This is a genomic window from Cupriavidus sp. FW305-3-2-15-C-LB2 (assembly GCF_058787575.1).
Window position 1 is genome coordinate 1 of record NZ_JBYSZW010000058.1, and the last position, 13282, is coordinate 13282.

At 67.9% G+C, this 13282-nt stretch carries 14 protein-coding genes; 9 read left to right on the top strand and 5 right to left on the bottom strand.

What is annotated here, in order from left to right; translation table 11 throughout:
• The first annotated feature begins 17 nt into the window (after positions 1-17).
• Together AC3WRR_RS30160 and AC3WRR_RS30165 are read left to right on the top strand one after the other, a co-directional pair.
• Positions 18-1445 (top strand): amidase, encoded by a 1428-nt coding sequence (locus AC3WRR_RS30160; protein ID WP_492293872.1) that lies wholly within the window; start codon positions 18-20, stop codon positions 1443-1445.
• 80 nt (positions 1446-1525) lie between these two features.
• Complete coding sequence (locus tag AC3WRR_RS30165; RefSeq protein WP_058697342.1) at positions 1526-2515, top strand: Bug family tripartite tricarboxylate transporter substrate binding protein; 990 nt, start codon at positions 1526-1528, stop codon at positions 2513-2515.
• A 30-nt stretch (positions 2516-2545) separates the two neighbouring features.
• Here the strand turns inward: AC3WRR_RS30165 and AC3WRR_RS30170 are convergent, their stop codons facing one another.
• Positions 2546-3322, bottom strand: a complete 777-nt coding sequence (locus tag AC3WRR_RS30170) for an NAD(P)H-dependent oxidoreductase (protein WP_439672165.1) — start codon at positions 3320-3322, stop codon at positions 2546-2548.
• An 87-nt stretch (positions 3323-3409) separates the two neighbouring features.
• Between AC3WRR_RS30170 and AC3WRR_RS30175 the strand changes: the two genes are divergently transcribed.
• Both AC3WRR_RS30175 and AC3WRR_RS30180 read left to right on the top strand, forming a co-directional pair.
• On the top strand, positions 3410-4303 hold the full coding sequence (locus AC3WRR_RS30175; protein WP_058697344.1) for a LysR family transcriptional regulator: 894 nt from the start codon (positions 3410-3412) through the stop codon (positions 4301-4303).
• Between the two features lie 105 nt (positions 4304-4408).
• A complete protein-coding gene (locus AC3WRR_RS30180) occupies positions 4409-4795 on the top strand; it encodes a nuclear transport factor 2 family protein (protein WP_010810825.1) in 387 nt (128 codons plus the stop codon).
• A 140-nt stretch (positions 4796-4935) separates the two neighbouring features.
• Here the strand turns inward: AC3WRR_RS30180 and AC3WRR_RS30185 are convergent, their stop codons facing one another.
• Positions 4936-5361, bottom strand: coding sequence for a RidA family protein (locus AC3WRR_RS30185; RefSeq protein WP_018315435.1), 426 nt, complete (start codon positions 5359-5361; stop codon positions 4936-4938).
• A 200-nt stretch (positions 5362-5561) separates the two neighbouring features.
• Between AC3WRR_RS30185 and soxR the strand changes: the two genes are divergently transcribed.
• The gene (gene soxR, locus AC3WRR_RS30190) at positions 5562-6077 is read left to right on the top strand and encodes a redox-sensitive transcriptional activator SoxR (RefSeq protein WP_010810823.1); all 516 of its coding nucleotides are present in this window, start codon (positions 5562-5564) and stop codon (positions 6075-6077) included.
• Here the strand turns inward: soxR and AC3WRR_RS30195 are convergent.
• On the bottom strand, positions 6040-6417 hold the full coding sequence (locus AC3WRR_RS30195; protein WP_010810822.1) for a c-type cytochrome: 378 nt from the start codon (positions 6415-6417) through the stop codon (positions 6040-6042). The genes soxR and AC3WRR_RS30195 overlap by 38 nt on opposite strands.
• Before the next feature lie 178 nt (positions 6418-6595).
• Here AC3WRR_RS30195 and AC3WRR_RS30200 point away from each other — a divergent pair, with 178 nt between their 5' ends.
• Positions 6596-7009, top strand: a complete 414-nt coding sequence (locus AC3WRR_RS30200; RefSeq protein ID WP_037024710.1) for a hypothetical protein — start codon at positions 6596-6598, stop codon at positions 7007-7009.
• 132 nt (positions 7010-7141) lie between these two features.
• Positions 7142-7801 carry a DsbA family oxidoreductase gene (locus tag AC3WRR_RS30205; RefSeq protein ID WP_011617788.1) on the top strand — a complete coding sequence of 220 codons (660 nt, stop codon included), beginning with the start codon at positions 7142-7144 and terminating at the stop codon, positions 7799-7801.
• 77 nt (positions 7802-7878) lie between these two features.
• Here AC3WRR_RS30205 and AC3WRR_RS30210 read toward each other — a convergent pair whose 3' ends face one another.
• On the bottom strand, positions 7879-10167 hold the full coding sequence (locus tag AC3WRR_RS30210) for a nitric-oxide reductase large subunit (RefSeq protein ID WP_439669407.1): 2289 nt from the start codon (positions 10165-10167) through the stop codon (positions 7879-7881).
• A gap of 35 nt (positions 10168-10202) precedes the next feature.
• Positions 10203-10910: an iron-sulfur cluster repair protein YtfE gene (gene ytfE, locus AC3WRR_RS30215; RefSeq protein WP_058697350.1), complete on the bottom strand. Its 708-nt coding sequence runs from the start codon at positions 10908-10910 to the stop codon at positions 10203-10205.
• 152 nt (positions 10911-11062) lie between these two features.
• Between ytfE and norR the strand changes: the two genes are divergently transcribed.
• Together norR and AC3WRR_RS30225 are read left to right on the top strand one after the other, a co-directional pair.
• Positions 11063-12628 (top strand): nitric oxide reductase transcriptional regulator NorR, encoded by a 1566-nt coding sequence (gene norR, locus AC3WRR_RS30220; RefSeq protein WP_492298911.1) that lies wholly within the window; start codon positions 11063-11065, stop codon positions 12626-12628.
• 148 nt (positions 12629-12776) lie between these two features.
• A complete protein-coding gene (locus tag AC3WRR_RS30225; RefSeq protein ID WP_010810644.1) occupies positions 12777-13205 on the top strand; it encodes a polyhydroxyalkanoate granule-associated phasin in 429 nt (142 codons plus the stop codon).
• Positions 13206-13282 lie beyond the last annotated feature (77 nt).

Sequence of the window (13282 nt, forward strand, 5' to 3'; positions counted from 1 at the left end):
CCCGGACCCCCGATCCCATCACCGAACTCGATGCCGTCGCCCTGTCGCGCGCCATCCATGCGCGCGAGGTCTCGTGCGTGGAAGTGCTCGATGCCTTCCTTGGCCAGATCGACCGCCACAACCCGCGCGTCAATGCCATCGTGGCTCCGGTGGAGCGCGACACCCTGCGCGCGCAGGCCGCCGGGCTCGACGCCGAACTGGCACGCGGCGCCAGCCGCGGCCCGCTGCACGGCTTCCCGCAGGCGCCCAAGGACATCAGCCCGGCCGCGGGCATGGTCACCACCAAGGGCTCGCCGATCTTCGCCGGGCAGGTCAGCGAGTACGACGCCGTGATCTTCGAGCGCATGCGCGCCGGCGGCGCGGTCTTCGTCGGGCGCACCAACTCGCCGGAGTTCGGCCTGGGCGGCCATACCTACAACCCGGTCTACGGCACCACCCGCAACGCCTTCGACCCGGCGCGTTCCGCCGGCGGCAGCAGCGGCGGCGCCGCGGTGGCCGTGGCGCTGCACATGCTGCCGGTGGCGGATGGCTCTGACATGATGGGGTCGCTGCGCACGCCCGCGGCGTTCAACCACGTGTATGGCCTGCGCACCTCGGTCGGCTGCGTGCCGCACGGCCCGGGCGACGAGGTCTTCTTCCAGCAGTTCAGCGTGGCCGGCCCGATGGCGCGCAACGTGCCGGACCTGGCCCTGCTGCTGTCGGTGCAGGCCGGCTTCGACGCGCGTCTGCCGCTGACGCACCGCGCCGAAGCGCCCGGCACCTTCACGCTGCCGCCCGAACGCGACTGGGCCGGCGTGCGCATCGGCTGGCTGGGCAACCTGGGCGGCCACCTGCCGACCGAAGCCGGCGTGCTAGATACTTGCGAGCAGGCGCTCACGCACCTGCGCACGCTCGGCTGCACCGTGGACACCGCGCTGCCCGAGTTCGACCTGGAGCGGCTGTGGCACGCGTGGATCGACCTGCGCAGCTTCTCGGTGGCTGGCGCCAACGCGGCGCTGTACCACGACCCGGCCAGGCGCGCGCTGCTCAAGCCCGAGGCCGCATGGGAGATCGAGCGCGGCCTGGCCCTGCCGGGCACGCGCGTGTACGAAGCCCTGTGCGAGCGCAGCGCGTGGTACCAGGCACTGCGCTCGCTGTTCGAGCGCTTCGACTACCTGGTGCTGCCGGCCGCGCAGGTGTTTCCGTTCGATGCCGACTGGGACTGGCCGCACACCATCGACGGCCGCGACATGGACACCTACCACCGCTGGATGCAGGTCGTGGTGCCGGCCACCATGGCCGGGCTGCCCGCCCTGGCCGCACCCGCCGGCTTCGGCCGCCAGGGCCTGCCGGCCGGCATCCAGATCATCGGCCCCGCGCAGGCCGACGCCGCCGTGCTGCAGCTCGGCCATGCCTATGACCAGGCCGGCGGCTTCTCGCGCGTGCGCAGCCCCTGGCTCGATTGAGCCTTCGGCTGGTCCCGGCCCCGCTTCGTATTGCTTCCGATTGCCTTCTATTCCTACAACTGCCGGCAGGAGTGCCAACGATGACCGCAATGCCCCCGAAGCCGTTTCTCGCCTGCGCCGCCGCCCTGACCGCGGTGCTGTCCGCAACGCCCGCCGCCGCGCAGGCCCAATCCTGGCCGGACCGACCGATCCGGCTGGTGGTGCCCTTCGCCGCGGGCGGCGCCACTGACGTGCTGGGCCGCCTGCTGGCAGTCGGCCTCGGCGAAAAGCTCGGCCAGTCGGTAGTGGTCGAGAACAAGCCCGGCGCCAGCACCGTGATCGGCGCCACCCAGGTATCCAAGGCCGCGCCCGACGGCTACACGCTGCTGCTGGCGGCCAGCACCACGCTGACGCTGAACCCGGCCATCCGCCAACACCTGGGCTACGACCCCATCAAGAGCTTCACCCCGCTGGGCCTGGTCGCCGACATGAGCCTGGTGCTGGTAGCCAACCCGGACACGCAGATCACCACGCTCAAGGATCTGGTGACGCAGGCCAAGGCCCACCCCGACAAGTTCTCCTACGGCTCGTTCGGCGCCGGCTCCTCGGTGCATTTCGGCGCGGAGATGCTCAAGTCCGCCACCGGCATCCGCATGGTCCACGTGCCCTTCAACGGCAGCGCCCCCAGCCTGACCGCGCTGGCCGGCGGCCAGGTGCAGGTCGCCGTCGATACCGTCGTGGCCACCCTGCCGCTGATCAAGGGCGGCAAGATCCGGCCGGTGGCGGTGCTGTCGCCGCAGCGACTGCCGGCGTTGCCGCAAGTGCCGACTGTCGCGGAGAGCGGGTATCCCGGCTTCCAGATGGGCACGTGGTTCGCGCTGCTGGCACCCGCGGGCCTGCCCGCGCCAGTACAGCAGAAACTGGAGAAGGCCCTGGCAGACGTCGCCAACGCGCCGGCTACCAAGGCACGCATGGTCGAACTGGCGCTGACGCCGGCTTATGGCAATGGCGCGGCGGTGAAGGCGCGGGTGGAGAAGGAATTGCCCGAGATGCGGGCGGTGGCGGCGCGGGCGGATATTCGGGCGGAGTAAGTCCACCAGGGCGGCCGTCGGTTGCCGTCCCTATTCCACATGCGCCGCGAACCCCACCGTTCCCGGCGCAACCTCCTCGCGAAGCGTCAGCTGCGGAATCCGGTAGTCCCCCGCGTTCTGCCGCCGGAACGGAATCGGAGCGGTCGTCCCCAGCGCATCCAGCCGCTCGCCCAACTCCTCGCGAATCCGAGCAAAGCGCGCCTCATCAACCTTGCTGGTCCGATACACCAGGTACGGCGGCAGCACGTCAAACCCGGGGTAGTACAGGATGCCGTGGTGGATCGGGAACAAGATGTCGTCGATCGGGCCATTGATCCCGCGCGGGCTGTAGTGCGATTCCCAGCCGCCGGTGGTAACGACCAGCATGGCACGCTTGCCGGCGAGGCTGCCCTCGCCATAGCGGTCGCCCCAGCGTTCGTCAGAGTGCTCGCCGACGCCGTAGGCAAAACCATAGGCGTAGACGCGCTCGACCCAGCCTTTCAGGATGGCCGGCATCGAGAACCACCACAGCGGGAACTGCAGGATAACCGTGTCGGCCCAGCGCAGCTTTTCCTGCTCATGCGCAATGTCATCGCTCTGCAGCCCGTTCTCGAACGCGTGCTTGGAATCCAGTGACGGGTGGAAGGGCGCATCGCCCGGCTGCGCCTTGGTATCGGCGCCGTCGAGCTGGGCCTTCCATTGCATCGCATACAGGTCCGAGACCTGGACCTGGTGCCCGGCATCGCGCAAGCGCTGCACGGCAAAGTCGCGGATCGCCCCGTTGAGCGACCTCGGCTCCGGGTGGGCATAGACAAGCAATACATTCATGACAGCAGCTTCCAATGATTGAGTGAAACCAGCATAGGCCGTCGTCCGCTATATTAGAAATGAATATCCAATATCCCAGGTATTGCCATGACTAATCTCAGGCGGCTCGACCTGAACCTGCTGGTGACGCTGGATGTGCTGCTGTCCGAGCACAACGTGACCCGCGCGGCCCAGCGGCTGCACCTGTCGCAGCCTTCCGTCAGCGTGCACCTGTCCAGGCTGCGCGATTACTTCGGCGACCCGTTGCTGTTGCCGGGCCCGCGCGGCATGCGTCCCACCGCCAAGGCCGAATCACTGCGCGAACCTTTGCGCGAGGCGCTGGGCGCACTGGAGCATGCGGTTTCGTCCGATAGTCCGTTCGATCCCGCTGCCTCGACCCACACCTGGCGCGTGGCTGCGACCGACTACGGCGAATCGACCATCGTGCTGCCGGCGCTGCAGGCGCTGCGCATGGCGGCGCCCGGCGCGCGCCTGGCCGTGGTCGAGATGGTGCCGCCGCGCATCGCCCGGCAGGCCGAGCGTGCCGAACTGGACCTGGCCTTCCATACCACCGATGGCTCGCCGCCGGGCCTGCACCGGCGTGCGCTGTTTACCGAGCGCTATGTGCTGGTGGGCCGCGCCGGCCATCCGCGGCTGAAGCGGCGGCCCACGCTGGCGCAGTTCTGCGCGCTCGACCATGTGATTGTGTCGCCGGACGGTGGCGGCTTCTATGGCGTCACCGACGAGGCGCTGGTACTGGCCGGCATGCAGCGGCGTGTGGTGCTGTCAGTGCCCCACTTCCTGTTTGTCACGTCGGCCGTTGCCAGCACCGATCTGGTGGCGATGCTGCCCGAGCGGCTGGTGCGCGGCGTGCCGGGACTGAAGGTGGTGGAACCACCAGTCGAAGTGCCGGGCTATGAGATGTCGATGTTGTGGCCAGAGCGCGTGCATCGCGATCCGGCGCATAGTTGGCTGCGTGAACTCATCGTCACATCGGTCTGAGCGGCGCTGCCTCGCACGTTTGCATACAAAACTGGAATACAATCAGCTCTTTCAACGCTGCGGCATGGGGTGGTACCCGGTGCCGCCCCAGTTTTGGAGGAGACCATGACGTATTCAGAAACGGGCCTGACTTCCCGCCACGTGGCCGCGCTCGCGCCGATCGAGGATTACCTGCAGGGCCATATCACCGGCAAGGCCGAGTTCATGTACAAGGCGTTTGCCGCCGACGCGCGCATCGTCTCGTTCCGTGATGGCAAGCTGCATTCGCTGACGGTCGAGGAATTCGCCTCGGCGCGCTGCCCCGGCCATCCCGCGGCGGACGAGGCGCAGCGCAAGCGTTTTATCACGCAGTTCGATGTGGTGGGCAATGCCGGTGTGGCCAAGGTGGTGCTGGAATACCCGGGCGTGACCTTCACCGACTACATGACGCTGCTGGAGATCGACGGCGTCTGGAAGATCGTCAACAAGACTTTCAGCGCCGCACCGCGCTGAAGATGGGACAGCTGCTGCGGCAAAGCGCCGCAGCGGTGCAGCCCAGGCCCTGCTTTGCGGCAGCAGGCAATCCTGCCCTTCATCCGCTCGCGCCCGACCACGCGCGCCACTTCGGCGATCACGCAGTCGTTGAGTTGCGTTCAGCCCGGCAGCACCGCCGTCGCTTCGATCTCGAACAGCATGTTGTCCAGCGCCAGCCGCGGCACCGGGATCAGCGTGCAGGCCGGCGTTGGCTTGTCGCCCCACATCTCGCGCAGCGCCGCACCGAAGGTGCGCAGGCGGTCGTGCGAGTGGTCGACCACCAGCACCGTGAGCTTGGCCACATCGCCCACGTCGGCGCCTGCCGCTTGCAGCGCGATGCGCAGGTTCTGCATGGCGCGTGCCACCTGGCGCGGGAAATCGAGCGGCAGGCAGCCGGCCGCGTCCTCACCGCCCTGCCCCGCGATATAGACGATGCGGGCCGGGCCTTCCACCATGGCCACATGGGAATAGCCGTTGGGCCGCGGGTCGTACAGGCCCTCGGGATTGATGAGGCTCAGCGAGGGATTGGGGCGGGCAACCGGCATGGTGGGCCTTGAAGGCAGCGCGGGCATAGAAGGAGAACGCAAGGATGAGGGCGAGAACGGGAACATGGTCATCAGCTCTGTATTTGAGGCGTGGCGAACAATGGAGTCGCAAGTATCAAACCTCAACCTAGATTGAGGTCAAGCGCAGCCTTGGTGTTAGCATGGGCATTCCTCCGTTCCACTGGTGTCTTCCACTGCCGATGGCCTCCGCGAACAAGCCCCCCTCACCACGCCGGCGCCGTGCCGCGCCTTCCGAAGAACTACTCTCCGTCGGCGAAGTCGCCGCGCGCACGGGCATTGCCGTATCCGCCCTGCATTTCTATGAATCGCGTGGCCTGATCGCCAGCACCCGCAGCGGCGGCAACCAGCGCCGCTATGCGCGTGCCGTGCTGCGGCGCCTGGCCGTGATCCGCGTGGCGCAGCGCATGGGGTTGCCACTGGCGGTGATCGCCGATGCCATGCAGAAGCTGCCGGACGGGCGTGCGCCCACCGCGGCCGACTGGCGCCGGCTGTCGGCGAGCTGGCGCGATGACCTGGATGAACGGATCCGGACGCTCACGCAATTGCGTGACCAGCTGGATGGGTGTATCGGGTGCGGGTGTCTGTCGTTGAAGGCGTGCCCGTTGCGGAACCCGCATGACGCGCTGGCCGGGGAAGGGCCGGGGCCGCATTTCCCGCCTACTGCAATGTCTGCAGGTAAGCCAGCAGATCGCTGATCTGCTTGTCGTCACTGAGCCCCCAGAAGCGCATCTTGGTGCCAGGCACGACCTTGCCGGGCGAATGGATGAAGGCACGCAGCGTGTCATGCGACCACACCACCTTTGAAGCGCGCATCGCCTCCGAATACTGGAAATCGCTGGTGCCGCCCGCGGCGCGGCCGAAGATGCCGTTCAGCTGCGGGCCAAAGCCTGCGCGCGCGTTGCGGCCGACGTGATGGCACGAGGCGCAGCGCGTGGCGAAGAGTGCCTTGCCGGCCTGGATATCGGCGGCAGTGGCTGCAGTGGGGATGGCGGTGAAGGCGGCCAGGGCCAGCAGGACAAAGGCGGTACGGCGCATGGAGCAGCTAGGGAAGGAAAGGGCTTCGGCAACGGGGTTGCATGATACAGGCGTAGCCAGGACGTCCCGGCCCTGCAGCGGGGTTACACCACGTCACACTTGCAACACTTCGCGCGTCCCATATTACAGGCCCGCCCCCTACAGTGAGCCCATGTCCAACGCCCCTTGGGAGGCAACCATGAAACGAATCATCGCAATGGCGGTAGCAGGTGGTGCAATGCTGGTGGCCAGCGCCGGGGCGTACGCCGGTGTGAATATCGATATCGGCATCGGCGTGCCGGGCGTGGTGGTGGCCCAGCCGGCGCCAGTCTATCGTCCAGCCCCGGTCTATGCCCCTGCGCCGGTGTATGCGCCGGCTCCGGTTGCCTATGCGCCCGGCCCGGTAGTGGTGGCACCGCGCCCCGTCGTGGTGGCACCGGTCCCGGTACGCTATGACTATGACCGCGGCTATCGCAGCGACTACCACCGGGGCTACTACCGGGAAGGCTACCGCGAAGGCTATCGAGACCACCGCCGCGACTGGCGCGAGCGCGAATGGGCACACCGTCATGGTCACAATGACGGCTACGGCCACGGGCGCCGCTGGGACTGACGGGTTCGTATGGGGCGGGCGCCACGGCCACGGCCGCGGCGCCCGCCTGCAAGGATTCGCCAGTCAGGCTACCCTGTCGGCAATTTCCAGATCCGGGCCGGGGCCATACCCCTGCCCATGCCAGGAGTAGCCATGCCCCAACCCATCAAGATCGACTTCGTCTCCGACATTGCCTGCCCCTGGTGCGCCATCGGCCTGTCTTCGCTGCAACTGGCGTTGCAGCGCCTTGGCGATGCGGTGGATGCCGAGATCGTCGTGCATCCGTTTGAACTCAACCCGGGGATGCGCCCGGAGGGCGAGGCGATCGTCGACTATCTCGGCAGGAAGTACGGGCGCACCCCGGCGCAGATCGCAGAGACCCAGGCCATGATCCGCGAGCGCGGCGCCGGCGTGGGCTTTCCGTTTGGCGAGCGCACCCATGTCTACAACACCTTCGACGCCCACCGGCTGCTGCATTGGGCGGGCCTGGAAGGCAAGCAGCTGCCGCTGAAGCTGGCGCTGCTGCGCGCTTACCATGCCGATGGCAAGGACCCGAGCAATCACGAGGTGCTGGTCGAAGCCGCGCAGGCCGTTGGCCTGGATGCCGCGGCGGCGCGCAAGGTGCTGGACAGCGATGACTATGCCGATGCGGTGCGCGCGGAAATCCAGGAGTACCAGCGCATGGGCATCCAGTCGGTGCCATCGATCATCTTCAACAACCGCTACCTGGTCACCGGCGGGCAGCCGGTGGAGGCTTTCGAGCAGGCCATCCGGGAAGTCGTGGCCGAGGCGCAGCAGGCTGGCAACAGTTGAGCCGCCACGCATCGGCAGGATAAAAAAGCCCGCCCGGAACCCCGGGCGGGCAAACACTGCCTCTCGCTCCCTATCTTTCAACGTGCCGCCGGCTTCATCCCTGCCGTCGCCGCATCTGCCGCCAGCGGCGTACGATTCGCCAGCCCCAGCACCACCTGCCAGGCAAACGACACCGCGCCGACGATAAACACCACGTCGCCGAAGGTGCGCACCCAGCGCAGGGTCTGCAGGATGGGCTGCTGCATGAAGGCCTCGCTGCGCGCATACCAGGTGCCATGCTCGACGCTGGCCAGGAACTGGATGATGCCGATCGGCAGCAGACTGGTGCCGATCATCAGCACCAGGCCGAGGTTCAGCCCCCAGAAGGCGGTCTTCATCAGCGTTGAACTGAGCCGGTAGGCCGGGCGCACGTAGCGCAGCACCAGCAGCGTGAAGCCCAGCGCCAGGAACCCGTACACCCCGAACAGCGCGGCATGGGCATGCACTGGCGTGGTGTTCTGTCCCTGGATGTAGTACAGCGCGATCGGCGGGTTGATCATGAAGCCGAACACCCCGGCGCCCAGCATGTTCCAGAACGCCACCGCGACAAAGCACATCAGCGGCCACTTCAGGTCTGCCATCCACGGCGCGCGCCGCTTCAGGCTCCAGTTCTCCCAGGCCTCATGGCCCAGCACGATCAGCGGCACCACTTCCAGCGCGCTGAAGGCGGCGCCCACTGCCATCACGGGCGTGGTGGTGCCGGCAAAGTACAGGTGGTGGAAGGTGCCGGGAATCCCGCCCAGCATGAACAGCGAGGCCGAGGCCAGGCTGGCGGCCGTTGCCATCGGGCGCGACACCAGGCCCAGCGTGGAGAAGATGAAGGCCAGCGCGGTGGTGGCAAAAACTTCGAAGAACCCTTCCACCCACAGGTGCACCACCCACCAGCGCCAGTACTCCATCACCGTCAGGCTGGTGCGTTCGCCGTAGGCCAGGCCCGCGCCGTAGAACAGGCCGATTGCCACCACCGACGAGGTCAGCAGCGCCAGCAGGTTGCGGTCGGTGCCGCGCGCGCGCAGCGCCGGCAGGATGCCGCGCATCATCAGCACCAGCCAGATCAGGATGCCGGCGAACTTGCCGATCTGCCACAGCCGGCCCAGGTCGACATACTCATAGCCCTGGTGGCCCAGCCAGAAGTTCAGGTGGGCAGGCAGCTTCTGCGCGATCGCCAGGTAGTTGCCGGTGAACGATCCCACCACCACGACCACCAGTGCCCAGAACAGGACGTCGACGCCCAGGCGCTGGTACTTCGGGTCCTTGCCGCCGTTGATCAGCGGCGCGAGGAACAGGCCCGCGGCCAGGAAGCCGGTGGCGATCCAGAACAGCGCGCTCTGGATATGCCAGGTGCGCACCAGTGCGTAGGGGAACCACTGCGAGACGTCGATGCCGTAGAACTTCTGGCCTTCGACGGTGTAGTGCGCGGTAAAGCCGCCCAGGAACACCTGGAACACGAATAACGCCACCACCAGGAACAGGTACTTGCCGAGCGCGCGCTGCGACGGCGTCAGCGCCACGGCCAGCAGCGGATCGCGTGCCGGCGCCTGCGGCGGCGCGTCTTCCTTGCCGCGCAGGAAGGCCCATGCCCATACCAGGAAGCCGACCCCGGCCAGCAGCACCACCACGCTGATTACCGACCACACCACGTTCTCGCTGGTGGGCTGGTTGCCGATCAGCGGCTCGTGCGGCCAATTGTTGGTGTAGGTGGCTTCGTGCCCCGGGCGCGCGGTCGATGCGGCCCACGCGGTCCAGAAGAAGAAGTGCGTGAGTTGTTCGCGGCGCTCGGCGCTGGGCAGCGTGTTCTCCTTCATCGCGTAGTGCTCGCGCGTGGTGTGCAGCGCCGGCGCGTCGGAGAAGAGCTGGTCGTAGTAGGCGGCGGTGTCGGCAATGGCCTGCGCGCGGCGCTTCGACACGGTCAGCACGTTGGTGGCCGGATCGGTGGCATTGCCGCGGTACTCGGTGCGCAGCTGCTCGCGCAGCGCGGCCTGCGCCGGCGCGTCGAGTTGCGCATAGGGCCGGCCGTTGGCGTCCTGCGCGGCCAGCTCCAGCCACGCGCTCAGTTCGCGGTGCAGCCAGTCGGCGGTCCAGTCCGGCGCCTGGTAGGCGCCGTGGCCCCAGATGGAGCCCAGCTGCATGCCGCCCACGGATTGCCAGGCGGTCTGGCCGTCCAGGATCTCTTCACCGGTGAAGAGCGTGCGGCCCTCGGTCGTGACGACCTTGGCCGGCATTGGCGGGGCCTGCCGGTACACCTCGACGCCGTAGTAGCCGAGCAGGGAGAACGTGACCGCCAGCACGGCGATCAGCAGGAACCAGAGTCTGCGGTAGGAACCCATGATGCGAAAGTCGTTGGTTATGGTGGCGGGAGGGCTCAGGCGTGCGTCGAGCAACCGCAGCCAGTGGCTTGCGCGGCGGCGGTGGCGACCTCGAACAGCACGTTGTTTTCCAGGTGGATGTGTTCCATCAGGTCTTCGCGCAGCGTGCGCAGGCCCAGGTAGAGCGCGCGCCAGGTATTGCAGGCCGCGCGCGGCAACGTGATGTCGTTGGTCAGCGCCGCCAGCCGCTGCAACGCCACGCCGTGGTCGTCATGCTCGGCGCGCATCACCGTGATCGGCCGGCCCGCGGCGGCATGCAGGCCGCGCGACAACATCGGGAACAGCACCTGCTCTTCCTTCTGCATATGCGTTTCCAGCTCGCCCAGCATCTCGCTCAGGTGGTCGGCCAGGCCAAGCGGGCAATCGGGCCGGTCACCGTGCACCTGCTCGACGCGCCGCGCCAGGCGGATCAGCTCGGGCAACTGCTCGCGGTGGCGCGCATGGAAGCGCGTGAGGATATGTTCGATCAGCTCGGCCGGCGCCGCCGTGTTCCAGTCCTGTGCCGACGGCCCTTCGTCCTGCAGCGCGCGCAGTTGGGCGTCGATGGTGCCGACGGCAGCCGCATCGAGACCCTTTTGCTGCGCGGCGTCGCGCAGGGTCTGCTTGCCTCCGCAGCAGAAGTCCAGCCCGTAGCCGTGGAAGATCCGGGTGGCACCAGGGATCAGGCGGGCCAGTTGGCCAAGCGAGTGGTCCTGCAAGGTCATGATGGTTGCTCCCATGTGTAAGTTATGCCTGCACGACTTACGCGAGGAACGTGCCTGAAAAAAACCTATCCAGATCAATGGGTTGAAACACCGACGGTAATTAATACCCTATACTTCTCGCGGTACTTATCACCCTGATGGTATTTTTAACCATGCTACCGAGCGCGATGTATCCCGAGTTGCTGGCCGACCTTGTCACCGACCTGCCGCATGCGGTGCGCCTGCAGCGGCTGGTCAGCATGCTGCGCACGCATTTCCGTTGTGGCGCGGTGGCGCTGCTGCGGCTGGAAGAAGACCACCTGCGCCCCGTTGCGGTCGATGGCCTGGTGCGCGATGCGCTGGGCCGGCGCTTTGCGGTCGGCCTGCACCCGCGCCTGGCCGCGATCCTGGCGCGGCGCGGGGTGACCTGCTTCCATCACGACAGCATGCTGCCCGACCCATACGACGGCCTGATCGACGAGCACGTTGGCGAGCCGCTGCCGGTGCACGACTGCATGGGCACCAGCCTGGCCGTGGACGGCCAGCCCTGGGGCGCGCTGACGCTGGATGCGCTGGCGATCGGCACCTTCGATGCCGCGGCCCAGGCCGAGCTGCAGCGGCTGACGGTGATCGTGGAAGCGGCCATCCGCACCACCCGGCTGGAAGGCGAGATCCGCGCGCTGCAGCTGGCACGCGGCACGCCCGAGGCCGACGAAGGCACGGCCCAGCATGGCGACATCGGCGGCGAGATCATCGGCCAGAGCGAGGCCATCGCCAACCTGCTGCATGAGCTGGAGGTGGTGGCCGATACCGACCTGCCGGTACTGCTGCTGGGCGAGACCGGGGTGGGCAAGGAGCTGTTCGCGCACCGGCTGCACCGCCAGTCGCGCCGGCGCGCGCAGCCGCTGGTGCATGTCAACTGCGCGGCGCTGCCGGAGTCGCTGGCTGAAAGCGAGCTGTTCGGCCACGCGCGCGGCGCGTTCTCGGGCGCGACCGGCGAGCGCCCGGGACGCTTCGAGGCCGCCGACGGCGGCACCCTCTTCCTCGATGAAGTCGGCGAACTGCCGCTGGCGATCCAGGCCAAGCTGCTGCGCACGCTGCAGAACGGCGAGATCCAGCGGCTGGGCTCGGACCGCCCGCGCCGCGTCAACGTGCGCGTGATTGCCGCGACCAACCGCAACCTGCGCGAGCATGTGCGCGACGGCTCGTTCCGCGCCGACCTGTACCACCGCCTGTCGGTCTACCCGATCCCGATCCCGCCGCTGCGCGAGCGCGGCAACGACGTGCTGCTGCTGGCCGGGCGCTTCCTGGAGCTGAACCGCGCGCGCCTGGGGCTGCGCAGCCTGCGGCTGTCAGGCGGTGCGCAGGATGCGCTGCGCAGCTACCGCTGGCCCGGCAACGTGCGCGAGCTGGAACACGTGATCAGCCGCGCGGCGCTGCGTGCCGTCAGCCGTGGCGCGGGCCGCAATGACATCGTGACGCTGGAGCCTGAACTGCTCGACCTCGACGGACTGGAAGTGCCCGCGGCACACCCTGCCGGCGCCGGCATGGCCAGCGCGTTCGCCGCCCCGGCGCTTGCTGCAGGCATCACCCTGCGCGACGCGGTCGAGCAAACCCAGCGCGCCTGCATCGAACAGGCATTGAAGGACCAGGATGGCAATTGGGCGCGGGCAGCGCGCCAGCTGGGTATCGATGCCAGCAACCTGCACAAGCTGGCCAGGCGGCTGGGGTGCAAGTGACTGACACACTCGGGTGCCAGGATGCCGACATGGCGATGCGCGCCATTACCGCATAAGCTAGTCCGGGTGTGCCGCCCGCATGTCGGCATCGCCGTGTGCAGCAACTGCCGCCCCGCTGCGCGCACGCCCACCACCGGAGATTCCCGTGATGATGACCGCAATGCAAACCTTCTGGCCGCTCGGCTTCCGGCCGTTTCCCACCTTCTTCTCCGGCGCGCAGCAGGTCGAGGCCATGCAGGCCGACCTGGCGGACAACTGGCGCCGCATGGCCGAACTCAACCTGGAGTTCGCCCGCACCATGTATGAGGAGTTGCAGTTCGATGCCATGGGCGCGATCCTCGCGCCGGAGCCAGAGGCCTTCTATGCGCGCGAGATTGCCTGCGAGCTGCCGCTGATCGGCGGCCCGCTGCACTATGCATCGGCCATGCTGGAGCTGTACGCCCGGGCCCAGCAGAAGTGGATCGATGGCTGGGGCCACCTGCTGACGCGGGGCCTGATGCCTGACTGGCAAGACATGCAAAAGGACGTCACCGACGTCCCCTTCTGGCTGGTCCGCGAAACCCCGCGGCCGGCATGACCCGGCCGCCCCCGCTTTGCCCCGTCGCGGCGATCCTCCCGATCTGTTCGCCCGACGCCAGGTAGTGGGGGGGGGCC

Coding starts and splice junctions, on each gene's coding strand:
- AC3WRR_RS30175 (WP_058697344.1), top strand. CDS start 3,410: ATGACTAATCTCAGGCGGCTCGACCTGAACCTGCTGGTGACGCTGGAT.
- AC3WRR_RS30170 (WP_439672165.1), bottom strand. CDS start 3,322: ATGAATGTATTGCTTGTCTATGCCCACCCGGAGCCGAGGTCGCTCAAC.
- AC3WRR_RS30200 (WP_037024710.1), top strand. CDS start 6,596: ATGAAACGAATCATCGCAATGGCGGTAGCAGGTGGTGCAATGCTGGTG.
- AC3WRR_RS30165 (WP_058697342.1), top strand. CDS start 1,526: ATGACCGCAATGCCCCCGAAGCCGTTTCTCGCCTGCGCCGCCGCCCTG.
- AC3WRR_RS30185 (WP_018315435.1), bottom strand. CDS start 5,361: ATGCCGGTTGCCCGCCCCAATCCCTCGCTGAGCCTCATCAATCCCGAG.
- soxR (WP_010810823.1), top strand. CDS start 5,562: ATGGCCTCCGCGAACAAGCCCCCCTCACCACGCCGGCGCCGTGCCGCG.
- AC3WRR_RS30210 (WP_439669407.1), bottom strand. CDS start 10,167: ATGGGTTCCTACCGCAGACTCTGGTTCCTGCTGATCGCCGTGCTGGCG.
- AC3WRR_RS30225 (WP_010810644.1), top strand. CDS start 12,777: ATGATGACCGCAATGCAAACCTTCTGGCCGCTCGGCTTCCGGCCGTTT.
- ytfE (WP_058697350.1), bottom strand. CDS start 10,910: ATGACCTTGCAGGACCACTCGCTTGGCCAACTGGCCCGCCTGATCCCT.
- AC3WRR_RS30180 (WP_010810825.1), top strand. CDS start 4,409: ATGACGTATTCAGAAACGGGCCTGACTTCCCGCCACGTGGCCGCGCTC.
- AC3WRR_RS30195 (WP_010810822.1), bottom strand. CDS start 6,417: ATGCGCCGTACCGCCTTTGTCCTGCTGGCCCTGGCCGCCTTCACCGCC.
- norR (WP_492298911.1), top strand. CDS start 11,063: ATGCTACCGAGCGCGATGTATCCCGAGTTGCTGGCCGACCTTGTCACC.
- AC3WRR_RS30205 (WP_011617788.1), top strand. CDS start 7,142: ATGCCCCAACCCATCAAGATCGACTTCGTCTCCGACATTGCCTGCCCC.